Source organism: Acinetobacter sp. TTH0-4 (assembly GCF_015602665.1).
GTDB classification, from domain to species: Bacteria; Pseudomonadota; Gammaproteobacteria; order Pseudomonadales; family Moraxellaceae; genus Acinetobacter; species Acinetobacter albensis.
The window spans coordinates 109190-132447 of record NZ_CP059079.1 but is presented as its reverse complement, the minus strand read 5'-3'; the positions used below and the strand labels follow the sequence as shown (position 1 = coordinate 132447).

Genomic DNA, 23258 nt, shown 5'->3' with positions numbered 1-23258 from the left:
CTGTTAAAGGTGTTGTTGTAGGTGTTCGATAAATTGCTGAATCAACGCTTCATTGCGAGAAAAATAAGACCATTGTCCATATTTTTCCACTTGAATTAAACCGGCCTGCTGTAAAACGGACAAATGGTTCGACATCGTCGATTGCGATACATTTCCCAACCGTTCGATATGACCTGCACATACGCCGCGTCTAAAGTCACCACATTCGTCACTCGATAAAAATTGTTCCGGTTTTTTTAACCATTCCAAAATTTGGCGACGCGTTGAATTAGCCAAGGCTTTAAAAATTAAATCTATATCCATACTCAAGACACGTTTAATGGGCAGCAAAGCGTTGTCAGCTTGTTTTACTTAATATATCGCATTTTTTCGATTTTAATATCGATTTTTTTAGATATATTGTAAAATAACTGATAACACTTTGCTTTAATTCATCATTTAAATTACAAACCTTGTTTTAAGCTTGCTTCAATAAACTTATCAAGGTCACCATCTAGTACTGCACCGGTGTTGGAGCTTTCAACACTCGTACGCAAATCTTTAATTCGTGAATCATCTAAAACATATGAACGAATCTGGCTGCCCCAACCAATATCTGATTTAGAATCTTCTAAAACTTTTGCAGCATCATTACGGATTTGCATTTCACGTTCATAGAGTTTTGCACGTAACTGTTTCCATGCATGGTCACGGTTGGCATGCTGTGAACGTTGGTTCTGACACGCCACTACAATCCCTGTGGGCGCATGGGTTAAACGCACTGCAGAATCGGTTTTGTTAATGTGCTGACCACCCGCCCCAGATGCACGATAAGTATCGGTACGAACATCGGCTGGATTGATATCAATTTCAATATTGTCATCGACTTCAGGTGAAACAAACACCGCAGAGAATGACGTATGACGACGGTTACCTGAGTCAAAAGGCGATTTACGCACCAAACGGTGTACACCTGATTCGGTACGCAACCAACCGTAGGCATACTCGCCTTCAACACGAATCGTAGCTGACTTAATCCCAGCAACATCACCGTCCGATTCTTCCATCAATTCAGCTTTAAAACCATGACGTTCAATCCAACGTAAATACATACGCAGCAGCATTGAAGCCCAATCTTGTGCTTCTGTACCGCCAGAACCTGCCTGAATTTCAACATAACATGGATTTGGATCCATGGGATTACTAAACATACGACGGAATTCAAGTTTTGCCAATTCGTCTTCAGCAGTTGTTAATTCAGCTTGTACATCTTCAAGTAGACTTTCATCATCCGCTTCAACGGCCAAATCAAGCAGAGCTTGTGCATCATCTAGCTGAGTCGATAAACCTTCTAAAACATTGAGTACATTTTCAAGCTCGCCTTTTTCTTTGGCCATCGCTTGCGCACGTGCTTGATCATTCCAAATGTTGGGATCTTCTAATTCACGAAGGACTTCTTCTAAACGCTCTTTTTTCAGATCGTAGTCAAAGATACCCCCGTAATGTTTGACCACGGTCGTTTAAGTCTTTTAATTGGTTTAGATAAGGATTAATTTCCACGTAAATTACTCTCAATCAGAATACTGGGCTTTCAATAGCCCGCAATTATAACACAGAGCAAATATGCAATTTAAAAGCCTCGCTTTCAAATTAATAAACTTATTTTGACTGATCCTAATCAAACGTCTCAAGTCAGTTAAAGTTCATAATTAATCATGTTTTTAGAATCCAAACAGCGTTACTCAAAACTTATTATGTTACAAAATACTTGGGTTACGCCAAAAAGGAGGATGAAATTCATGAAATATTCATATTTTTAATAAAATAAAACATTTGAATAAACTATTAATTATCAATAATTTATTATAATTTAATTACACAAAATTACGTTTGCAACATTTCTGTAACCTTGCGATGATTGACCTGAGGTCATTTTACTTTAGACTAAAAGTTGTAACAAAAAATGTATTATTTTTAACCATCATTTTAAGGGGCAGTATCCATGAAAAAACTAGCAATTGCTTCAGCACTTCTTTCTGCTATAGCAGTAACAGGCACAGCACATGCATATCAAGCCGAAGTCGGTGCCTCAGCAGCTTATCTTGATCCAGACAATGGTAGTTCAGGTAATGCTTTTGGTGTAGATGGTACGTATTACTTTAATCCTGTGCAAACGCGTAACGCACCTCTTGCGGAAGCTGCATTCCTTGATCGTGCTAGTAATGTAAATGCACATGCAACATTCGCAGATCAAGGTGATACAGATAATAACACTTACGGTGTTGGTGCTGAATATTATGTACCAAACTCAGATTTTTATATTGGTGGTGACGTAAGCCGCAACAATACTGAAGTACGTGATATCGTTGGTAACAAATCTGATTTTGATACCACTTATTATGCTGCCGAAGTCGGTTATCTTCCAGCACCTGGCTTATTAATTGCCGCTGGTGTGAAAGGTTATGACAACGACAATGATGATGGTGCAGATCCAACATTACGTGCAAAATATGTGACTCAACTGAGTAATGGTAATGACATCAACTTAGAAGCAGGTGCTTCATTTGGTGACCTAGATGAGTTCAATGTAGCTGCAGATTACTTCATTGATAAATCTCTAAGTGTTGGTGCAGATTATTACAGCAATGATCTTACTGACCAAAATGAATTCGGTATTAATGCCCGTAAATTCTTTAATCAACAAGTGAGCCTTGAAGGACGTGTTGGTTTTGGTGAAGTAGGCAGCAATGACTACAATTCATTCGGTTTAGCTGGTAAATATCGTTTCTAATCCACCGACCTAAATAAAATTTTAAAAAGCCCATTTTCGAATGGGCTTTTTTATCTCTTAAGTTCTTTAAATCGTTTGAAAATAACAGGTAAGGCTTTCGGCCAAGCAGAATCTGAAGATCAAGAGGAGATGCGATTGACCTAAGTTATTTACTCCGCTCTTGCTCCTAGCAGGAACTGATTCTTTTGGGATGGGTAACATTCCGTTGCTAAGCATTCAGCTTAAAAAAACCACCCAACTGAGCGATTTTTTTATTGTTCTAAATAAATAACTCTTAACTGCACACTGACCTTGCCATTAAATTCATTTTTACCCAGTTCATAGATCAATCGAACATGATCTTGCATGCTATTAAATTCAAATTTTTCATGCGCATTAAAGGCAATTGCTTCCACGATTTGGCCATTTTCTAAAGCTAAACGCAGTTTCAAATGTATTTCTTTGAGCCAACGATAATCTAAAATTTTAAATATCCCTTCAAAAATAGGAGATGGAAATTTTTGTCCCCACGGTGTGAGATTTTGTAGCTCATCAACGGTTTCTATTTGAAAGGCAGACAATGGCAATTCGCCATCTGTCCATAAAATTTCATTAAAAAGTGAAGTATCCATACTGGCAATAAATTGCTCAAACACCTGTTTAAACAAATTAAAATGCTGCTTTTGAATGGTTAAACCTGCAGCTGCGGCATGCCCACCAAAATGACTCACCAAATGCGGATATTGCTCAGCAATATGCTCAATAGCATCCCGAATATGAATTCCATCTATAGAACGTGCAGAACCTTTGATATGAATCCCATCATCATCGGCTGCAAACACAATACTAGGACGATGAAACTGTTCTTTTAAACGCCCAGCCACAATTCCAATCACGCCTTGATGCCAATGGGGTTCAAATAAAACCAAAGCCGCTGCCATAGAAGTCTGATCTAATTTGAGGCGCGTTAGCTCAGCTAAAGCCTCTTGCTTCATCTGAATTTCAACTTGACGACGTTCGGTATTTAATTGGTCCAGTTGCTGCGCCAATGGATACGCACTTTGGATATCGGGTGCGAGTAAGCATTCAATCCCAATATCCATGGTTTCCATCCGCCCTGCCGCATTAATGCGAGGGCCAATTACAAAACCTAAATCTTGTGCTTTAAGCTGCACAGGCTCACGATTTGCTATCTCCAAAAGCGCACTAATACCTGCACGACATTGATTCTGCTGAATTCGTTTTACACCTGCATTCACTAAAATTCGATTGTTATAATCTAAACTTGCCACATCAGCGTAAGTACCTAAAGCGACCAGATCAAGATAATCCGCGACTTTGGCAATCGTTTTACCTAATTGACGACGGTGACTCGACAAATTCGCGAGCAAATAAAATGCAACCCCCACACCTGCCAAAGCTTTACTGGGAAATTCACATCCTAATTGGTTGGGATTGACCACTGCTTCAGCAGATGGGGTTGCTTTAGTGGTGAGATGATGATCGGTAATGATCACCTGCATACCATGTGCTTGCGCTTGCTCAACCCCTGCATGGCTTGAAATACCATTATCAACAGTAATTAATAGATCAGGCTGATAGCTCACAAAAGCCAAATCGGCAATTTTTGGGGTTAAACCATAACCATATTTAAAACGATCAGGAACCAGATAATCGACATCTGCACCCATTTCACCTAAAACAAGCACCATCAATGCCGTACTGGTCGCCCCATCGGCATCATAATCGCCCACAATGACTATTTTTTTATTTTCATCAATGGCTTGGTCAATAATTTGAATTGCATCTTGTAAGCCCTTCATATTGGGCGCCAAAAGATGCTTTAATTTCAACTCAAGCTCTAGTTCAGATTGCACTCCACGGCGTGCTAAAAGTTGTGCAATAAAAGGTGACACGCCCTGAATATTTTCAGGACGTGTCAGGAACGGTCTTTGCTGAATGAGAGGTTTAAGCATTTAAGGCATAAGCCGTTGTAATGTCCATGAATCCGCAATTTTTTCATAACTCAAGCGGTCATGTAAGCGATTCGGACGACCTTGCCAAAACTCATAATAGTCTGGCACCACACGGTAGCCACCCCAAAACTCAGGTTTGGCCAATTCCAGTTTTTCTACAACACTCTTCTGCAAGTGTTCAAAACGCGTTTGTAACTCTTCACGACTCGCAATCACACCACTTTGTGGTGTACTGATATGCGCAGCAATTTGGCTTTCACGTGGACGTTTATGATAATACTGTGTCGATTCTTCTAAAGAAATTTTTTCAACTTTACCACTGACACGAATTTGACGTTCCAATTCAGGCCAATAAAACAACAATTCCGCATAAGGATTTGCAATTAAATCTAAACCTTTTTGACTGTCATAATTGCTATAAAAGTCATAGCCTAATTCAGTTGCGCCACGCAACAACACAGTACGTACATGCGGGCGACCCTGCGCATTCGCTGTAGCCAAAGACATAGCATAGGGTTCATGCAATTGGGCGTCTAAAGCAGCATTAAACCAATTTAGGAATTGATGATGTGGATTTTCATCCACACTCGTTTCGTATAATTCACCTTTTTGGTAGCTTAAACGAAGCTCGCTTAAATCTTGAATCACATCATTCATAGTATGACCTTAAGCCGCATGTGAGCGTACAGCATCTGCAAGTTGATTGGCGAGTTGAGTCACTTCTTCAAGATTATCTCCTTCAACCATCACACGAATAACAGGTTCTGTTCCAGATTTGCGAATCAGTAAACGGCCTCGACCTTTCAATATTACCTCAACCTTTTCAAACTCACTCACCAAGGCAGGAACGGCATAAGGATCAAACATCTCTTGCAAACGAACATTGACCAAGACATTCGGTAATAAATGGAAGTCAGCAACCAATTCATGCAGTGCTTTTTTCTGTTCCACCATCACGGTTAAGACTTGTAAAGCCGCAATAATGGCATCGCCCGTAGTACTTTTATCTAAAGTGAGAATATGTCCTGATGGTTCACCCCCAATCACCCAGCCATTTGCATCAAGTGCTTGTAAGACATAACGGTCACCAACACTGGCACGGACAAAAGGTACTTGTGCTTTCTCTAAAGCCAACTCTAGTGCCATATTACTCATCACAGTGCCAACAATACCCGCAGGCTTTTGACTGACTTGTGTGGCAAGAATATACAAAATATTATCACCATCAATAAGTTGACCATATTTATCAACTAAAACTACACGGTCAGCATCGCCATCAAAAGCAATTCCTAAATCAGCCTCATGCTCTACCACTGCTTTTTGTAAATGCTCGGGATGCGTTGAACCACAATTTTCATTAATATTGAGACCATCGGGTTCATTATATAGCGACACCACTTTGGCACCCAATTCTTTAAATACCGAAGGCCCCACGCTGTACGCAGCACCATGAGCACAATCCACCACAATCTTTAAATTGCTAAGATCAAAGTGATAAGGAAAAGTTGATTTACAAAATTCGATATAACGCCCATTGGCATCATTCACACGAATACTTTTACCCAAATTTGCGGTATCTTCAATTTTTAGTTCTTTTTCAAGTTCCTGATTAATCGCTTCCTGAATTTCATCAGGCAGTTTTTTGCCTTCACTTGAGAAAAATTTAATTCCATTATCATCATAAGGATTATGTGAAGCTGAAATCACGATGCCTAAACTAGCATGCAAAGCACGTGTTAAATGGGCAATTGCAGGTGTTGGTAAAGGCCCAAGCAAATGTACATAAACGCCTGCTGCATTTAAGCCTGCTTGAAGCGCTGCTTCTAAAATATAGCCAGACAAGCGAGTATCTTTACCCAATACCACAATCGGTTTACTTTTTTTACTATAATTTTTTAAAACTTTACCAGCAGCAAAACCTAATTTTAAAGCAAATTCAGGTGTAATCGGAAGTTCCCCAAACTTTCCACGAATACCATCTGTACCAAAATAACTCATATTCTTACTCACTTCTTATACATATATGCCGATTTCTTAATCGACCATTTTTTACTGTAAATACTTTACACCAAAACCCAAAAAGCCGTCAGATAAATGACGGCTTTTCAGGAGCTTAATTACCAAAAATCAACCAACGCGATAATTTGGCGCTTCTTTGGTAATCGTTACATCATGTACGTGAGATTCTTGCATACCCGCGGCAGTAATTTTCACAAATTTGGCATTTTGACGTAAGTCTTCAATCGTCGCAGAACCGGTATATCCCATAGAAGAACGTAAACCGCCCATCATTTGATGAACGATATTACCCATTGGGCCTTTATAGGGTACACGACCTTCAATTCCTTCAGGAACGAGTTTTTCTTGACCTGCTTTCGAGTCTTGGAAATAACGGTCAGCAGAACCTGTAGCTCCTGCCATTGCACCCAATGAACCCATACCACGATAGGCTTTATAGTAACGACCTTGGAAAAACTCAACTTCGCCTGGCGCTTCTTCAGTACCTGCAAGCATTGAACCCACCATAATGGTGCTGGCCCCAGCTCCCAAGGCTTTCGCCATATCGCCAGAGAAGCGAATACCACCATCAGCAATCAACGGAATCTGCTCTTTTAAGGCATTGGCAACGCTATCAATTGCAGACATTTGCGGCATACCAATACCAGCAACAATTCGTGTGGTACAAATTGAACCTGGACCAATACCGACTTTTACCGCATCTGCACCCGCATCAAGCAAAGCTAAAGCTGCATCACCTGTTGCAATATTTCCGCCAATCACTTGAACTTGCGGATAGTTGGCTTTTACCCAACGAACGCGTTCAATCACACCTGCCGAATGCCCATGTGCAGTATCTACCACGATGGCATCTACACCAGCTTCAACCAAGGCTTCAACACGCGCAGGGGTTTCAATCCCTGTACCGACAGCCGCACCAACACGTAAACGACCTAAATCATCTTTACAACTGTTTGGATAAGATTCAGCTTTACGGAAGTCGGTTACCGTAATCAAACCTTTCAGTTCGTTATGATCACCAACCACCAATACCTTTTCAATACGGTACTGCTGTAATAGTGCTTGAATATTTTCTTTAGATTCATTTTCACGAACCGTTACTAAACGGTCTTGGCCTGTCATGATATTACTGACTGGCTGTTCCAAGTTGGTCACAAAACGTGTATCACGACCTGTCACGATACCCACAACTTTGCCATCTTTTACAACAGGTACACCACTAATGTTATTGGCTTGAGTAATCGCAATCAGTTCACGAACAGTTGTTTCTGGTGTTACAGTGATTGGGTCTTTAACCATCCCTGCTTCAAATTTTTTCACACGACGAACTTCAGCGGCTTGCGCTGAAATATCCATGTTTTTATGTAGAATACCGATACCACCATTTTGTGCCATCGCAATTGCCATACGTGATTCTGTCACAGTATCCATTGCAGCTGAAACAAGGGGGATATTCAAATGAATGCCACGAGTAAGGCGTGTCTTTAAGGAGACATCTTTTGGGAGAACAGTTGAGTAGGCAGGGAGTAATAAGACATCATCGAAGGTTAGTGCTTCTTGAACGATGGTCAACATAACAGTCTCACTGGTAATTTCCGTGCGCTATTATAAACAAAAAAACCTATTTTACTCATGTTAATTTCAAACTGTGTTGAAAAATAATTATATATAATTGAATATTATAATTTTTTTAATTTAAATATAATCCTGTTGCTTTCCGCTTATGCTGATTCAAGGGATACAGAGTTTAACTGACCTGATCAAAACCATCTTCATGGCTAAGTTGTGCTGTGTCAATCTGCATCAATGGAATCATTTGGTAAGCATGACGGGCTTTATTACATTGCTCATCAGCCATCTGCACTTCTCTACACGTTGAACTACGCATACTATAAATTGAACAACTGACCTGTTCGCCAACTTTACCTTCTAAAGCAGAACAATACGCTTGGGTTTGATTGGTACCTTGCATACATGAATATACTGCAGTGAGTGGTTCTACATAGTGCTCAGGGATATCAATTCCTTCGGCCCAATAAAATGACACACGAAAATGCGCACAGCATGCACCACAACTTAAACAGGCATCTTGTACAGAAACTTGAGACAACATTATTCTAAATTCTCGTTATCTAATTTATTTTTTAGGATGTGATTTTAAAAAATGTTGTTTTTAGACTCAAGTTATTTTTATATTTTTATTCTCAAATGTGAGGAATCCTGACGCGTGTTCAGAATTCCTCATCATCCATTCACTTTAGAAAAAATAATGTTGGACTAAAGTTGAAACCCCGATCATTAAAAAGATAAACGCACCAATTTTATGAATCAATGCAATAGGTAACTTATCCGCCAGTTTATCGCCAATAAATACTGCAGGTGCATTCGCAATCATCATACCCACAGTGGTTCCAAGCATAACCCAAAAAATACTATCAAATCGTGCAGCAAGCGCTATGGTGGCAACCTGCGTTTTATCGCCTATTTCCGCCAGAAAAAATAAAATAAAGGTGGCACCAAACACACCATATTTTTGCCATTTATTAATATGATCTGTTTCATCGCCTAACTCATCGGGTATCAACATCCATAGCGCCATGGCAATAAAACCCAACGATACAATCCATAGTAAAATATTTGGACTGAGTACCGTGGTAATCCATTGCCCAAGTGCAGCAGAAACACCATGATTTAATAAAGTCGCAAGTAAAATTGCCAGTAAAATTGGAATCGGTTTACGGAAGCGGGCTGCAAGTAAAAGCGCCAACAATTGGGTTTTATCACCCATTTCAGCAAGTGCTACAATTGCAGTCGAGATCAGGAACTCATACATATGAACTTTCTCTGGCTAGCAAAATTTGCCCATGACTTACCGCTCTTGCTAGCCAAAATCTGCAGAGTGATAAATCAAAGGTCTTGCCAACAAAAAAAGCTTTGTGAAAAGCTGAATTGGTTCTTTGCTATGATGACCATGCTCTGTTGAGCAATTATGTTGACCATCACCTTTTTACATTGCGTAAAAAGCGGCTACTCCCCAATGAAGTGAAATGATTCTAATCTGAAAGCATATTTTTTTCAAATGAGATTTTTATTTTCGTCTCCTCAATATCACTCAATACATTTTCTTCAATAAAAAACCCTGCCGAAGCAGGGTTTTCATAAAAATCTTAGACTAAAATTAGAGCAATAAAGTACGAATATCAGCCAAAATTTTGGTTAATTTGTTGGTAAAACGGGCAGCGTCAGCACCATTAATTACACGATGGTCATAAGACAATGACAATGGCAACATTAAGCGTGGGTCAAAACCTTGACCATTCCATACAGGTTGCATGGTCGCAGGTGAAATACCCAAAATTGCCACTTGAGGCCAGTTTACAAGTGGCGTAAATGCAGTACCACCGATTGAACCCAAGCTTGTAATGGTAAAATTAGCACCTTGCAAATCTTTTGGTGATAATTTTTTATCACGCGCTTTTTTGCTTAATTCACCCAATTCAATCGCAATTTGCTTGACTGATTTCTGGTCAGGGTTACGCAGTACTGGAACCGTCAAACCATCAGGGGTAGCTACCGCAATCCCCATATGAATTTCATTGCGTAGTAAGACAGACTTTTGATCATCTGCCAAATGACCCGCAAAATAAGGCTCTTCTTTGAGAAGATGCGCCAGCGCTTTGGCGATGAAAGCCAAAATGGTCAAACTAATGCCTTCTTTCTTAAAGTTACCTTTCAATTCGCCACGCCAAGCTTCTAGCTCGGTAATGTCAGCTGCATCAAACTGGGTCACTTGCGGAATAAAATTGTTCAATGACAATTGCGGTACAGAAACCTGTTGCAAGCGTGTCATCGCTTTTTCTTCTATACCACCAAAACCACTAAAATCAGGTAGTTTTGGTAAACCTGAAACTGCTGCTGTAGCTTGAGCTACAGGGGCTGCTTGAGGTGCCGTCAAACGTGTTTTTACATACGTCACCAAATCTTGCTTCATTAAGCGTTCATGTGGACCAGAAGCCTGAACATCTGCTAACACCACACCTAATTCACGTGCAAGCTTACGTACCGCAGGGCCAGCATAAACTTTAGCATTGGCTGCACTTTGTTCTTTGGTTAACTTGTCTACATTTAAGCTTGCACTTACATTTTGTGCTTGAGGCGCAGCTGTCGATTGTACTGATGCATTCGCAGCCTTCACTGGAGTTGCAGGGGTTGCTTGAGCAGTATTTTTTGCTGGAGTTGCCTTTTTAACTTGTCCTTCAATCGTGACCAACGCAGCACCTTGGCTGACGTTTTGTCCCATTTCAACATGAATGGCAGTAATCACACCCGCTGTTGAACTTGGTACTTCTACTGTGGCTTTATCAGACTCCACCACAATAATACTTTGATCTGCTTCAACACTATCACCGACTTTCACTAAAATCTCAGCGACTGCCGCTTTATCTACACCTAAATCGGGCACGGTAACTTCAATGACACCACTTTGCACAGCAGCAGACTCTTGCTCTGTTTCAGATTCTGTAGTTACTGGTTTCTGTGTCGTTTCAGGTTGCTCTGTTTTAACTGGAGCCACAGCAGCAGAGACTGTCGTGCTTTTCACTTTCAGTAAAACCACGCCCTCTTTTACCGTGTCGCCTTCTTGAATTTCAACACTTTCTACAATACCTGAAACCTTACTCGGTACTTCCACAGTTGCTTTGTCAGATTCAACCACGACAATACTTTGATCAAGATCAATAGTATCGCCAGCTTTCACTAGAATTTCACCCACCAAAGCTTTTTCTACACCAATATCTGGCAACTTAACGTCAACCAAAGTCGAAGTAGACGGCTGATCAGAAGCTGAAGACGACTGTGTTGTCAATTCTGACTGAATGTCCTCATCGGGCAAAGCGGTTGGAGTATTTTCCGAAGTTTTTTCTGAGGCATCAGCTTTTTGAGTTTCAGTTGCCGAGCCATCTTCTGCTTCAAGCTCAACCAAAGCTGCACCTTCGGTGACTTCATCACCCAAAGTCACCAAAATGCTTTTAACTACACCTGCCGAAGTGCTAGGCACTTCAACAGAGGCTTTATCCGACTCAAGTAAAACAATACTTTCATCGATGGCAATGGTGTCACCCACTTTGACCAAAATTTCTGCAACCGTTGCTTTATCTACGCCAATATCTGGAGTCATAATTTGCATGATTAGTTCTCCTCTTTGTAGTCAGCAACCGCATGAAGCTCTGGATGCGTTTGTGGCAACCAAGCCATTGGACGGTCTGTATCTAATTCAAAGCTAGAAATCGCATCTTTCACTAAACGCGCATCAACTTCGCCTTCATCTGCCAATTTTTTCAAAGTGGCTACAACGATATGCGCAGCATCAACACCGAAATAACTACGTAAATTTGCGCGTGTATCTGAACGACCATACCCATCTGTACCAAGTGCTACAAATGGACGGCTGTCTGGAAGATAGGCACGAATTTGTTCACTATAAGCACGCATGTGGTCTGTAGCCGACACCACGATACCCTTGGTGCTACGAAGTTGCTTCGAGATCCAAGCTTCTTTTGCTGTTTCAGCCATTGGATGTAAACGGTTGTATTCTTCACATGCCATACCGTCACGTGCCAGTTCGTTAAAGCTCGTTACGCTATACACGTTCGAATGAATTTGGTATTCGTCACGTAAAATTTGTGCTGCTTTAATCACTTCACGAAGAATTACGCCTGAACCCATCAACTGTACAGTGGCTTTCTCATCTTCTTGCAGTAAGTACATACCACGTTTGATGCCTTCCTCAGCGCCTTGTGGCATTTCAGGATGCTCATAATTTTCGTTCATTACCGTCAAGTAATAGAACACACGCTCTTGGTTGACATACATACGTTGTAAACCATCATGCACGATCACAGCAAGTTCATAACCAAAACATGGGTCATAAGAAATACAGTTTGGAATGGTATTCGCAAGAATGTGCGAGTGACCATCTTGGTGTTGTAAGCCTTCACCGTTTAATGTTGTACGACCAGCAGTTGCACCTAACAAGAAACCTTGTGCCTGTGCATCGCCTGCTGCCCATGCAATATCTCCAATACGTTGGAAACCGAACATTGAGTAGTACATGTACATTGGAATCATCGGCAAGTTATTGGTTGAATAACTGGTTGCCAACGCCGCCCATGCACTCATCGCACCGGCTTCGTTAATCCCTTCCTGAAGCATATGACCATCTTTGGCTTCACGATAATGCATTAACTGTTCTTGGTCTTCAGGCGTATATTTTTGACCGTGAGCAGCATAAATACCCAACTGACGGAACATACCTTCCAAACCAAATGTACGTGCTTCATCTGGCACAATCGGTACAACGCGATCTTTAATGGCTTTTTCTTTCAGTAATGCTGAAATCAAACGTACCATCACCATGGTTGTAGATTGTTCTTTACCGCCACTCCCTTTCAGCACTGCATCAAATACAGACAACTCAGGAATTGCAAGCTGCGCACTTTCTTTACGACGCGCAGGTAAATAACCACCCAATGCTTCACGACGTGCTTTCATATATTTCAATTCAGGCGAATTTTCGCTTGGACGATAGAAAGGCACTTCTTCTAATTGATCATCGTTAATGGGTAAGTTAAAACGGTCACGTACATATTTTAAAGATTCAATTTGCATCTTTTTAATTTGATGCGTTTTATTCACCGCTTCAATTTCTTCAGATAAACCGTAACCTTTCACTGTTTTCGCAAGAATAACCGTCGGTTGACCTTTAGCTGTACATGCTTCTGCATAAGCCGCAAATACTTTGTATGGATCATGGCCACCACGATTTAGATTATCAATATCTTCATCGCTTAAATCCTTTACCAGTTCCGCAGCTTCTGGATACTTACCAAAGAATTTTTCACGTGTATAGGCGCCACCTTTTACTTGATAACGTTGGAAATCACCATCGACTGCTTCTTCCATTATCGCTTGAAGTGCGCCCGTATTATCTTTGTCCAACAATGGATCCCAATGACGACCCCAGACCACTTTAATGACACGCCAACCTGCGCCACGGAACAACGACTCAAGTTCTTGAATAATCTTACCATTACCACGTACAGGGCCATCTAGACGCTGTAAGTTACAGTTCACCACCCAAATGAGGTTATCTAACTTTTCACGACCTGCCAATGAAATTGCGCCTAAGCTTTCTGGCTCATCCATTTCACCATCGCCTAAATAAGCCCAAACTTTACGGTCTTCTTCTTTAATTAGGCCACGGTTCATCAAGTACTTTTGAATATGTGCTTGATAAATTGACATGATTGGACCTAAGCCCATCGATACAGTTGGAAATTGCCAATAGTCTGGCATTAAATAAGGATGTGGGTAACTTGGTAGGCCAATACCGCCAACTTCACGACGGAAATTATCTAAATGCTCTTCGGTTAAACGGCCTTCAAGGAATGAACGCGCATAAATACCCGGTGCACAATGACCTTGATAATAGATCATGTCACCGCCAAAGCTATCACTATTGGCACGGAAAAAATGGTTAAAACCGACATCATATAAAGTTGCAGAAGATGCGAAGCTGGCCAAATGACCACCTAAATCGTCCCCTGTTTTATTGGCACGTAATACCATGGCCAAGGCATTCCAACGAATCAAGGCACGAATACGTCGTTCCATATCTTGATCCCCTGGCATTGCCGGAGTTTCTTCAACTGAAATCGTATTGCGGTAAGGAGTATTTAGACGCTGAATGGGAACATGCGTGGCAATCGCGCGCTGATAAAGCTTTTCTAATAAAAATGCCGCTCGTTCCGTGCCCATGTGCTGTAGAACCGAGTCAAAAGCATCTTGCCATTCTTGGGTTTCTTGCGCGTCGGTATCGCCATAATACGCCATATTCCACCTGTTCCTTGAACCTAATTATATTCTCTATATGTACCATACTTTAGTCGGTTTCAGTTATTGCCACAGCTGAATACGGAATAGCACTAATATTTAGAAAATAAATACCCATTGACTCTTCTTTACGCAACACAACAAAAAACCGCCAATAATAGCGGTTTTTTATACAATTTATTGACCTGTAAATGATAGAGTTAAATCTCGAAGCCCAATCGGTTTAGATTTATATTCTTTAATACAGCTAAATTGTTTCAATCAAAGGCAGTGGGTTAAGCTTATGGCAACATAGCAAGATAAGTCGATGGATTTTTGCGCTGTCCATCTTTGACCACTTCATAATGTAAATGTGGACCTGTACAACGTCCTGTACACCCTACATTGGCAATATGCTCACCTGCTTTCACTTGATCACCGACACGTGCAATCAGACGAGAGGCATGTGCATAACGCGTCAAATAACCGTTTCCATGGTTAATTTCAACATATTGACCATAACCTGTACCCCAACCCGATTTAGTGACAACACCTGGGCCAGTAGCATAAATAGCCGTACCACTTGGCGCTGACATATCTAGACCAGAATGGTTTTCTGCACGTCCACTCATGGTTCGACCACCATAATTTGAACTTACTCGTTTCATATCTGGAAGCGGATGGGATACCAACCAAGAATAAGGATTGTTAGAATAGCTTTTTGAGGTGCTTGAGCCGTATTTTTTTGCAAGCGATTCATTGTTCAATTCAATCGTTTTTTCACGCAACTGAACACTCATTTTAGTTTCAGCAGGAAGATCAATATTGTCTGATTCTACATAAGACCCTTGAGCCAAAGTATGCGTTAATTGTTCAAGACGATCCGTTGATACATTGCTAGAATTAAGATCGACCAAATCAGCAAATGCTACAGATGCAGCAGACGCTGCCAATGAAAACGCTAATAAAATACGTCGCGTATGCATAAAAAACCTCTTTTAACTGTTTTTAGTTAATGTCCTTGCGTGATCTCTTCCTTGATATCTACTGAACGGAGCGCATAAGATTAAGACACAAATATGTAGGAACAATGTATGTCTGAACCAGTGAAGCTCTTTCAACAAACAAGAAAACACTTAAAAACAGGAAACTTTACGTTTCTCTCTCAACAAGTTGCTGCTTGGCAGAAACTTACAAAACTTATTCAACCGATATTGCCCCAACCAGAGCAATGGCAAGTTGTATGTTATGAAAATGGTGTTTTAACGATTACCGGTGAAAATCAAGCCATGATTAGCCAAGTCGGTTATCTTCAAAAGCAATATATCGCTCAATTGTCACAGTTTGCCGAATTTAAAAACTTACAAAAACTTCACGTTCGTTTAAAAATTACAACACTGCCAACGTTAAAATCTGAAACCCTGTCCAGATCCCTTAGCCCAGATACCCAAGATTTAATCCGTGGTGCTGCTGACTTTGTGAGCGACCCTAAGCTTAGCCAAGCAATGCTGCGTTTGGCAAGCAATAAAAAGTAACTGCCCTAATACTGAAGAAAAAATTTCAATTGAAAATGTGAATTAGTTAACAGTTTTAATTGTTATAATATAACACACGCATTAAAAGACAATGACTTATGTCACACTCACATAAGAGATCGGACATTGTTTTTTGTCATCAAATGTTACAATTTCATAACTACTCGGATCACTTTTAACATTGCGTAACAATTGATTATTTAAAGCATGTCCTGATTTGTATCCATCAAATTTTGCGATCACCTGATGCCCGAGTAAGTATAAATCGCCCACTGCATCTAAAATTTTATGCCGCACAAACTCATCTGAAAAACGCAAACCCTCTTCATTAACTACGCCAGTATCATCAACACCTATCGCATTTTCTAGGCTTGCACCTAATGCCAAATTATTTGCTTTCAAATAATCTAGATCTTTCATAAAACCAAAAGTTCGTGCTCCACTCACTTCATAAACAAAGGTTTCTGTCGAAAAATCGATTGTGGCGGACTGATATTCTTTTTTGAATGCAGGGTGATCAAAATCAATGGTAAAGTTTAATTGGAACCCGTCATGGGGATGAAATATAGCGCGCTTATCATCGATGAGCGCTTCAATAGACTTTAAAATTTTTATAAATTTTTTCGGTGCATTTTGCTCGGCCAAACCGCCTTGCATTAATAAATAAATAAAAGGACCTGCACTGCCATCCATAATCGGTACTTCAGAGGCGGATACTTCAATAATTAAATTATCAATCCCTAATCCAGCAATTGCACTCATTACATGCTCAATGGTGCCGACTTTGGCATTTTCTTGAACCAGATTGGAACACATGAAAGCTTCTTGAATCAGCATCGCATCGGCAGGAATGTCGATTGCTGGATGTAAATCAATACGTCGAAACACAATTCCCCCATCCACATGGTGCGGCACAAAGTTAATTAAGACTTTTTGCCCACTATGAAGACCAATACCGCTCGCTTTCACGATACGTTGCAGGGTACGTTGTTTCAACATGTTTTCTATCATCTGCTCATCAAACCGCTATACGTTAGCATATTTAGCCATTGATCAAAAACAAAAAGGTAGCACGATGGCCACCTTTTCTGTTGATTTTATGCAGAGTTTACTGATTTCTCATTATTTACGTTGCTGATTTTTCAAGTAATCTTGAATACTCATTGGCGTTGGACGCGCTGTTCCCGCTACAGGCGCAGAAGTGGTATTCGCTTCATTCTGCTGACGTTGAATAGCAGGTACATCATCATCTTCAACTACAGTATTTTGAACAGTATTCCCAGGACGAGTTGCAGACTGACTCGTTGGACGTTTAACTGTATTCACAGCATCTGCCGAATTACGGGTTAAACCTGTCGCGATCACTGTAACGCTAATCTCATCACGCGCATCTGGATCAAATACCGTTCCGTAGAATACTTGGCCTTCATCTAAATCGACAATTTGATTGACGACATCCGTAATTTCTTCAATTTCACCAAACGTGACATCATCACCACCTGTGACGTTAATCAGAATACCTTTGGCATTCATAATAGTCACATTATCAAGCAGTGGACTACGAATTGCTTGCTCAGCAGCTTGACGCGCACGGTTTTCACCGCGACCAGAACCCACACCCATCATGGCATAACCACGTGTACTCATTGCAGTTTTTAAATCGGCAAAGTCAAGGTTGATATGACCCGGTCGAACCACCAAATCAAAAATACTACGTACTGCATTCAACAATACGTCATCTGCTTTTTTATAGGCATCTTTCATTGAAATATCGCGGAATACTTTAAGTAAACGCTGATTTGGAATGATAATTAAAGAATCTACATGCGCTTCTAATGCTTCAATGCCTTTCTCGGCAGATTGTTGGCGACGTTTCCCTTCAAAATTAAAAGGCGTTGTCACCACACCCACAGTCAAAATTCCCATTTCTTTCGCAATTTCAGCCACTACAGGCGCAGCGCCTGTACCCGTACCACCGCCCATTCCTGCCGTGACAAACACCATGTCTGTCCCTTCAAGATGTTGACGAATGATTTCACGGCTTTCTTCAGCAGCGGTTTGACCCACTTGAGGATTGGCGCCTGCACCCAAACCACGGGTACTTTGCTCACCCAACTGAATTTTAAATTGTGCATTCATACGATCGAGCGCTTGTTTGTCGGTATTCGCACAAACAAATTTTACACCCTGAATATCAGACTCAAGCATATGCTGTACAGCATTACCCCCAGCACCGCCCACACCAAATACAGTGAAACGGGCCTGACCGTTGCTATCGTTTTGATCATCTTCTAAAAATTCAAATGAGGCCATGACCTTTGGATTTCCTAATTCGTAATCGGCAGTCACTTAAGCCCGTATACTGCCTTGATCTTAATAAACAAAAATTATGTTTTAGGATGCTGTTCAACCACACACTTGTCAAGTCCAAGCCGTTAGACGTACAACTTCCTCACAATATTCCCAAAAAATTCAACTTAAAATATCGATTTTAACTGATTATTCAATGCTGACCATGCACGTCCAACCCGCTTAACCACAGACAGTTTTGCAGTATCATTCACTTCTACAATACTCTCTTGCGTTTCACTTTGGCTAAATATCAATAATCCTGACGCGGTTGCATACTGTGAACGTCGCAAAGCTGCTTGATTGTGTTCTTCAGCATAAACCTGTACTGGCGGATTACCTAAGTGGGCTGAAACGCCTAACATACGACGAACCAAACTGACCATTCCTTCAATTTGAGTGGCATCACCTGTCAGCACTACACCGTGATATAAACCATGAATAGCACCATTACGTTGTAACTCATGATGAACTTGAGTCAATATTTCTTCGTAACGCGCAATAATAATCTCTGATAACTCTATACGGCTCATGGTTTGTGGACCATCAATGCCTTGGAACTGAATCATATGATCTGGTTTGACAACTTTTAAGTCTACGCAGCCATACAATAACTTAATTCGCTCTGCTTCTTCTGTAGTCGTTTGTAGCACAGCTGCAATATCGCGAGTCACATGTTCGCCGCCGCGTTGTAAAGTATGAGTCAATGCCAAACGGCCATCTAAATAGACCGCAATATTGGTCGTTCCTGCGCCAATATCAACCAAGCACACGCCATACTCTTTTTCATCTTTGAGCAAACTTGCTTCGGCAGTCGCCAAGCAAGACACCACCATTTTTTCAACCCCAATATTGGCCCCTTTAAGCGCACGATCCAGATTTTGCATCGTACTAATTGGCAGCATCATTAATTGATAGTGCCCCATCATACTATGCGCAGACATACGGATCGGGTTTTGCACCCATTCTGCCGAGTCATCCAATTCAAAACCCAGAGGGACTGCGCTGACCAAATAATGATCAGAAGTTAAATGACTGGCTTTGGCCAACTCTAGGGCACGCACTACTTCACTGGTGGTAATGATATGTTCATTATTTTCAACGGGCGTACGACCCGAAGCATAAAAACTTTTTAATTCTGCACTTGGAATAGAAATCCAAGCGGAATGCACTCGGCATTCAGCCATATCTTCTGCTTCTTGTACGGCATTTTTAATTGCAGTAATGACTTTGTCTAGACTTACAATTTTTCCTTTATTCATGCCTCGGTTACGAGCGGTTGCCATACCAATCACTTGGATGTTGTCCGGCGCATGTACCTTACCAATCAAAACTGAAACTTTGTGTGTCCCAATGTCAATCGCAACAACCGAGGGAACAGCTTCATTCATTATCTACTACTACCATGACGTGTTTCGTTAATTTATGGCCTTAAGCCTCTAATTTTATATAAAGCCGCTCAATTATGGCTTTACCTTTCTTACATCTGCAATGCTTGTGTCATCAATCGTTACAAGAAAATGACTATTTACAATTTTTGGTGGAGCCGAATTCTTCCATTGTATCGCCAGTCCATTTCGATAACGTAGGTCAACCGATGAAATTTTAGTCCATACTGGCTTTAAATCACTTTGTGCCAGATGACTGAAGCGTTGAAGTTTGCTCATAGTTTGATCTTGATCCACGATAACACGCAGACCTGAATCAAATTGCATAAACCACGTCATCCGCTCTGTTAAATATAATTCTTTTAAACGTATATTGACGGGCAAAAATAATTGGTTAATTTCATTATAACGACGCATCATCATTTTTGACTGCGTGGCTGGTCCGTGAAGTAACGGCAGTTTTTGATTATTCTGCGCAACCACTTCCGTAAAAATATCACCACTGTCACTTAATAATCGACCGGTTCCCCAACGGGCGATGGCATGACGCGGCATGACGCGCACACGAATTGAATTGGGCCATGCACGAGAAACCACGACACGATCGACCCAAGATAATTCCAAGGCCTGATCACGAATCAGCTCCAGATCAGCAGTAAAATAATTTGCGGTTAATGTCGGTGCAACATGGGTCATCACTTGACGGTTTTCAACATCTGAGCGTGTCCCCACCACTTTAAGCTCTGCCACACGCGCATCTGTCATGACAGTATATAAGCCATAAATTCCTACAGCCAGCACCGCGACAGCAATCAGCATGAGTAACCAGCCACCTAAGTTCGCAAGCTTTTCTTTACGCGTAGGTGGCTTATCATGTATTGATGTAATTGCTGCTCGTTTACGGCGCATTGAAGCAGGAAGTTGAGCCATAGTTAGTGCGCCGCAGCGATTAAAGTCTGTTCTAAGATCGCCACACACAGCTCATCAAAACTATAACCCACAGCTTTGGCTGCTTTAGGCACCAATGAATGGCTGGTCATACCCGGAACTGTATTGACTTCTAGCAACCAGAAATTACCCTGTTCATCTTGCATCGCGTCAATACGCCCCCAACCACTGGCGCCAACGGCCTGAAATGCACGTAAACTTAAGGTTTGCAATTGCTTTTCTTCAGCTTCAGTTAATCCGCATGGAATGCCATATTGCACATCATTACGGTTATATTTAGCTTCATAGTCATAAAAAGCCACGTCTTTTGGCGGTTCAAGACGAATAACTGGAAGTGCCTGACCATTTAAAATCACAATGGTAAATTCACGGCCAGTGACCCATTTCTCTGCCATAACAACAGCATCATGAACAGTGGCTTTCGACATAGCTTCTGCAAAGTCTTCCATTTTTTCGACTTTGCTCATTCCAATACTTGAACCTTCATGCACAGGTTTAATGATGAAAGGCAAACCAATACTCTCAATAACTGCATTCAAATCAGAATCTTTGGTTACAATTCGATAGGGTGCGGTAGGCAGTTCAGAGCCTTGCCACACTTGCTTGGTTTTGACCTTATCCATACCAATGGCTGAACCTTGTACACCTGTTCCAGTATATGGAATGTCCAACCACTCTAAAGCACCCTGAATTTGACCGTCTTCACCACCACGACCATGCAAGACAATAAATGCACGATCATAATGAACTAACTCAGTCACACTGCGTTCTTTGGGATCAAATGCTTCGGCATTCACCCCTGAACGGACCAATGCTTCAAGTACAGCCGTACCACTATCTAGAGAAACCTCGCGCTCAGCCGATTTACCACCAAGCAACACGGCAACTTTGCCGAATTTTGAAGCATTTGCCACGTTTCTATCCTTAAACTTTATAATTGAATGATCAAATTCAAAAATCGCAGAAGCGACTACTTTAAATATAATTTATTTTGGGTAAGTTCTAGGGAAATAGCCCCCACATTACCCGCGCCCTGTGTTAATAACAAGTCATTCGCTTGTAATACTTTTTGCATGATATTGGCTAAATTACCATCAACAGGATCAATCAAAATAGGCTCAACCTCACCACGCAGACGAATACTCCGCGCCAAAGCCCGACTATCTGCACCAACAATGGGTTTTTCACCTGCAGGATAAACCTCTAACAAGAGTAATTGATCGACTTGTGACAATACATCGACAAAATCATCAAAACAATCGCGAGTACGACTAAAGCGGTGTGGTTGGAACATCATGACCAAACGACGGTCAGGATGACTCTGACGTGCAGCTTTAATGGTCGCTTCAACTTCTTTAGGATGGTGGCCGTAATCATCAACAAGCGTAATACTACCATTTTCATGTTCAAACTCGCCTTGTACTTGAAAACGACGACCAACACCACTAAAACCTTCCAAAGCACGGCAAATTGCGCCATCTGAAACACCTTCATCGGTCGCAATGCCAATCGCAGCCAAGGCATTCAGTACATTATGTAAACCAGGTTGATTCACAGTGACCCGTAATGGTTCACGATTTTTTCGTAACACCGAAAAGTGAGTACGCATACCGTCTTGATCAACATCTACTGCACGAATATCGTTATCTTCATTAAAACCATAAGTCAGTAATGGACGACCAATCCTCGGCATAATTTCACGAACATTGGCATCATCCCCACAAACCACAGCTAAACCATAGAAGGGAAGTTTTTGTAAGAATTGAACAAAAGTGTCTTTGAGAACATCGAAGCTGCCACCATAAGTATCCATATGATCAGCATCAATATTGGTCACAATAGCCGCCATAGGCTGTAAATGTAAAAATGTTGCATCTGATTCATCTGCTTCAGCCACAATATAACGACTCGCACCCAAAGCCGCATTGACACCTGTGCGGTTTAATAAACCACCAATCACGTAAGTCGGATCCATATTTTCTTCGGCCAACATACACGTAATCAAACTGGTGGTAGTGGTTTTGCCATGCGTACCCGCAACTGCAATGCCATGACGATAACGCATCAACTCACCCAGCATTTCTGCGCGACGTACAATCGGGGTACGTTGTTCAATTGCCGTTTTTATTTCTGGGTTCTCTGGATCAATTGCAGTGGAAACCACAATCACATTGGCATCTTTAATATTATCTGGACTATGGCCGATATATACCTTAATTCCATTTTCTTCAAGCTGCGCAGTGGTTTTCGAGGCTTTAATATCTGAGCCTGAAACTTTATAGCCTTGATTCTTTAATACTTCTGCAATACCACACATCCCAGCACCACCAATTCCCACAAAATGAATGTGTTTGATACGGCGCATTTCAGGCACTTTAATTAACTTTTTTGCTTGATCAGCAGGAGTTGATGGAGACATATATTT

General features: G+C 41.2%; 19 protein-coding genes and 1 riboswitch. Of the genes, 2 read left to right on the top strand and 17 right to left on the bottom strand.

The features are described 5' to 3' along the window. Positions 1-3: 3 nt before the first annotated feature. Complete coding sequence (locus tag H0S58_RS00610; RefSeq protein ID WP_053579274.1) at positions 4-303, bottom strand: ArsR/SmtB family transcription factor; 300 nt, start codon at positions 301-303, stop codon at positions 4-6. A gap of 140 nt (positions 304-443) precedes the next feature. After that, positions 444-1539, bottom strand: a protein-coding gene (gene prfB / locus H0S58_RS00605; RefSeq protein ID WP_141684227.1) for a peptide chain release factor 2 whose coding sequence is annotated in 2 segments (ribosomal slippage) — positions 444-1466 and positions 1468-1539 — 1095 coding nt in all. Because the reading frame shifts where the segments join, the coding sequence is not laid out codon by codon here. 442 nt (positions 1540-1981) lie between these two features. Here prfB and H0S58_RS00600 point away from each other — a divergent pair. Then, positions 1982-2770, top strand: a complete 789-nt coding sequence (locus H0S58_RS00600) for a putative porin (protein WP_195726860.1) — start codon at positions 1982-1984, stop codon at positions 2768-2770. Positions 2771-3021: 251 nt separating this feature from the next. Here H0S58_RS00600 and recJ read toward each other — a convergent pair whose 3' ends face one another. The 9 genes from recJ to H0S58_RS00555 all read right to left on the bottom strand — a co-directional run bounded on the left by recJ (position 3022) and on the right by H0S58_RS00555 (position 15599). Beyond that, entirely contained in the window at positions 3022-4725 is a 1704-nt protein-coding gene (gene recJ / locus H0S58_RS00595; RefSeq protein WP_195726859.1) for a single-stranded-DNA-specific exonuclease RecJ, read from the bottom strand. Next, positions 4726-5382 (bottom strand): pyridoxamine 5'-phosphate oxidase, encoded by a 657-nt coding sequence (pdxH, locus tag H0S58_RS00590; RefSeq protein ID WP_195726858.1) that lies wholly within the window; start codon positions 5380-5382, stop codon positions 4726-4728. A gap of 9 nt (positions 5383-5391) precedes the next feature. Then, the gene (gene glmM / locus H0S58_RS00585) at positions 5392-6723 is read right to left on the bottom strand and encodes a phosphoglucosamine mutase (RefSeq protein WP_195726857.1); all 1332 of its coding nucleotides are present in this window, start codon (positions 6721-6723) and stop codon (positions 5392-5394) included. Between the two features lie 129 nt (positions 6724-6852). Continuing rightward, the gene (gene guaB / locus H0S58_RS00580; protein ID WP_053579268.1) at positions 6853-8319 is read right to left on the bottom strand and encodes an IMP dehydrogenase; all 1467 of its coding nucleotides are present in this window, start codon (positions 8317-8319) and stop codon (positions 6853-6855) included. A gap of 172 nt (positions 8320-8491) precedes the next feature. Next, the gene (locus H0S58_RS00575; protein WP_053579267.1) at positions 8492-8857 is read right to left on the bottom strand and encodes a YkgJ family cysteine cluster protein; all 366 of its coding nucleotides are present in this window, start codon (positions 8855-8857) and stop codon (positions 8492-8494) included. A gap of 144 nt (positions 8858-9001) precedes the next feature. Next, the gene (locus H0S58_RS00570; RefSeq protein WP_053579266.1) at positions 9002-9577 is read right to left on the bottom strand and encodes a TMEM165/GDT1 family protein; all 576 of its coding nucleotides are present in this window, start codon (positions 9575-9577) and stop codon (positions 9002-9004) included. Between the two features lie 73 nt (positions 9578-9650). Continuing rightward, a riboswitch (yybP-ykoY riboswitch) is annotated at positions 9651-9792 on the bottom strand. 130 nt (positions 9793-9922) lie between these two features. After that, positions 9923-11929, bottom strand: coding sequence for a 2-oxo acid dehydrogenase subunit E2 (locus tag H0S58_RS00565; RefSeq protein ID WP_195726856.1), 2007 nt, complete (start codon positions 11927-11929; stop codon positions 9923-9925). A 2-nt stretch (positions 11930-11931) separates the two neighbouring features. Beyond that, positions 11932-14634 carry a pyruvate dehydrogenase (acetyl-transferring), homodimeric type gene (gene aceE, locus H0S58_RS00560; RefSeq protein ID WP_193890572.1) on the bottom strand — a complete coding sequence of 901 codons (2703 nt, stop codon included), beginning with the start codon at positions 14632-14634 and terminating at the stop codon, positions 11932-11934. Positions 14635-14915: 281 nt separating this feature from the next. Continuing rightward, positions 14916-15599: a M23 family metallopeptidase gene (locus H0S58_RS00555; RefSeq protein WP_053579263.1), complete on the bottom strand. Its 684-nt coding sequence runs from the start codon at positions 15597-15599 to the stop codon at positions 14916-14918. 108 nt (positions 15600-15707) lie between these two features. Here H0S58_RS00555 and H0S58_RS00550 point away from each other — a divergent pair, with 108 nt between their 5' ends. After that, entirely contained in the window at positions 15708-16148 is a 441-nt protein-coding gene (locus H0S58_RS00550) for a DciA family protein (RefSeq protein ID WP_053579262.1), read from the top strand. 96 nt (positions 16149-16244) lie between these two features. Here H0S58_RS00550 and lpxC read toward each other — a convergent pair whose 3' ends face one another. From lpxC to murC, 6 genes are all read right to left on the bottom strand, one after another. Further along, positions 16245-17147, bottom strand: coding sequence for a UDP-3-O-acyl-N-acetylglucosamine deacetylase (gene lpxC, locus H0S58_RS00545; RefSeq protein ID WP_092720078.1), 903 nt, complete (start codon positions 17145-17147; stop codon positions 16245-16247). A gap of 123 nt (positions 17148-17270) precedes the next feature. Then, the gene (gene ftsZ, locus H0S58_RS00540; protein WP_195727533.1) at positions 17271-18461 is read right to left on the bottom strand and encodes a cell division protein FtsZ; all 1191 of its coding nucleotides are present in this window, start codon (positions 18459-18461) and stop codon (positions 17271-17273) included. 164 nt (positions 18462-18625) lie between these two features. Next, positions 18626-19888 (bottom strand): cell division protein FtsA, encoded by a 1263-nt coding sequence (gene ftsA / locus H0S58_RS00535; RefSeq protein ID WP_195726855.1) that lies wholly within the window; start codon positions 19886-19888, stop codon positions 18626-18628. A 72-nt stretch (positions 19889-19960) separates the two neighbouring features. Then, complete coding sequence (locus H0S58_RS00530) at positions 19961-20815, bottom strand: cell division protein FtsQ/DivIB (RefSeq protein WP_092720074.1); 855 nt, start codon at positions 20813-20815, stop codon at positions 19961-19963. Between the two features lie 2 nt (positions 20816-20817). Further along, positions 20818-21747, bottom strand: a complete 930-nt coding sequence (locus tag H0S58_RS00525; protein ID WP_195726854.1) for a D-alanine--D-alanine ligase — start codon at positions 21745-21747, stop codon at positions 20818-20820. A gap of 56 nt (positions 21748-21803) precedes the next feature. Then, positions 21804-23252, bottom strand: a complete 1449-nt coding sequence (murC, locus tag H0S58_RS00520) for a UDP-N-acetylmuramate--L-alanine ligase (protein WP_193890563.1) — start codon at positions 23250-23252, stop codon at positions 21804-21806. Positions 23253-23258: the final 6 nt, after the last annotated feature.

Excerpts from the sequence above, each read along its gene's own strand:
- H0S58_RS00610 (WP_053579274.1), bottom strand. The coding sequence starts at position 303 with ATGGATATAGATTTAATTTTTAAAGCCTTGGCTAATTCAACGCGTCGC.
- H0S58_RS00600 (WP_195726860.1), top strand. The coding sequence starts at position 1,982 with ATGAAAAAACTAGCAATTGCTTCAGCACTTCTTTCTGCTATAGCAGTA.
- recJ (WP_195726859.1), bottom strand. The coding sequence starts at position 4,725 with ATGCTTAAACCTCTCATTCAGCAAAGACCGTTCCTGACACGTCCTGAA.
- pdxH (WP_195726858.1), bottom strand. The coding sequence starts at position 5,382 with ATGAATGATGTGATTCAAGATTTAAGCGAGCTTCGTTTAAGCTACCAA.
- glmM (WP_195726857.1), bottom strand. The coding sequence starts at position 6,723 with ATGAGTTATTTTGGTACAGATGGTATTCGTGGAAAGTTTGGGGAACTT.
- guaB (WP_053579268.1), bottom strand. The coding sequence starts at position 8,319 with ATGTTGACCATCGTTCAAGAAGCACTAACCTTCGATGATGTCTTATTA.
- H0S58_RS00575 (WP_053579267.1), bottom strand. The coding sequence starts at position 8,857 with ATGTTGTCTCAAGTTTCTGTACAAGATGCCTGTTTAAGTTGTGGTGCA.
- H0S58_RS00570 (WP_053579266.1), bottom strand. The coding sequence starts at position 9,577 with ATGTATGAGTTCCTGATCTCGACTGCAATTGTAGCACTTGCTGAAATG.
- H0S58_RS00565 (WP_195726856.1), bottom strand. The coding sequence starts at position 11,929 with ATGCAAATTATGACTCCAGATATTGGCGTAGATAAAGCAACGGTTGCA.
- aceE (WP_193890572.1), bottom strand. The coding sequence starts at position 14,634 with ATGGCGTATTATGGCGATACCGACGCGCAAGAAACCCAAGAATGGCAA.
- H0S58_RS00555 (WP_053579263.1), bottom strand. The coding sequence starts at position 15,599 with ATGCATACGCGACGTATTTTATTAGCGTTTTCATTGGCAGCGTCTGCT.
- H0S58_RS00550 (WP_053579262.1), top strand. The coding sequence starts at position 15,708 with ATGTCTGAACCAGTGAAGCTCTTTCAACAAACAAGAAAACACTTAAAA.
- lpxC (WP_092720078.1), bottom strand. The coding sequence starts at position 17,147 with ATGTTGAAACAACGTACCCTGCAACGTATCGTGAAAGCGAGCGGTATT.
- ftsZ (WP_195727533.1), bottom strand. The coding sequence starts at position 18,461 with ATGGCCTCATTTGAATTTTTAGAAGATGATCAAAACGATAGCAACGGT.
- ftsA (WP_195726855.1), bottom strand. The coding sequence starts at position 19,888 with ATGAATGAAGCTGTTCCCTCGGTTGTTGCGATTGACATTGGGACACAC.
- H0S58_RS00530 (WP_092720074.1), bottom strand. The coding sequence starts at position 20,815 with ATGGCTCAACTTCCTGCTTCAATGCGCCGTAAACGAGCAGCAATTACA.
- murC (WP_193890563.1), bottom strand. The coding sequence starts at position 23,252 with ATGTCTCCATCAACTCCTGCTGATCAAGCAAAAAAGTTAATTAAAGTG.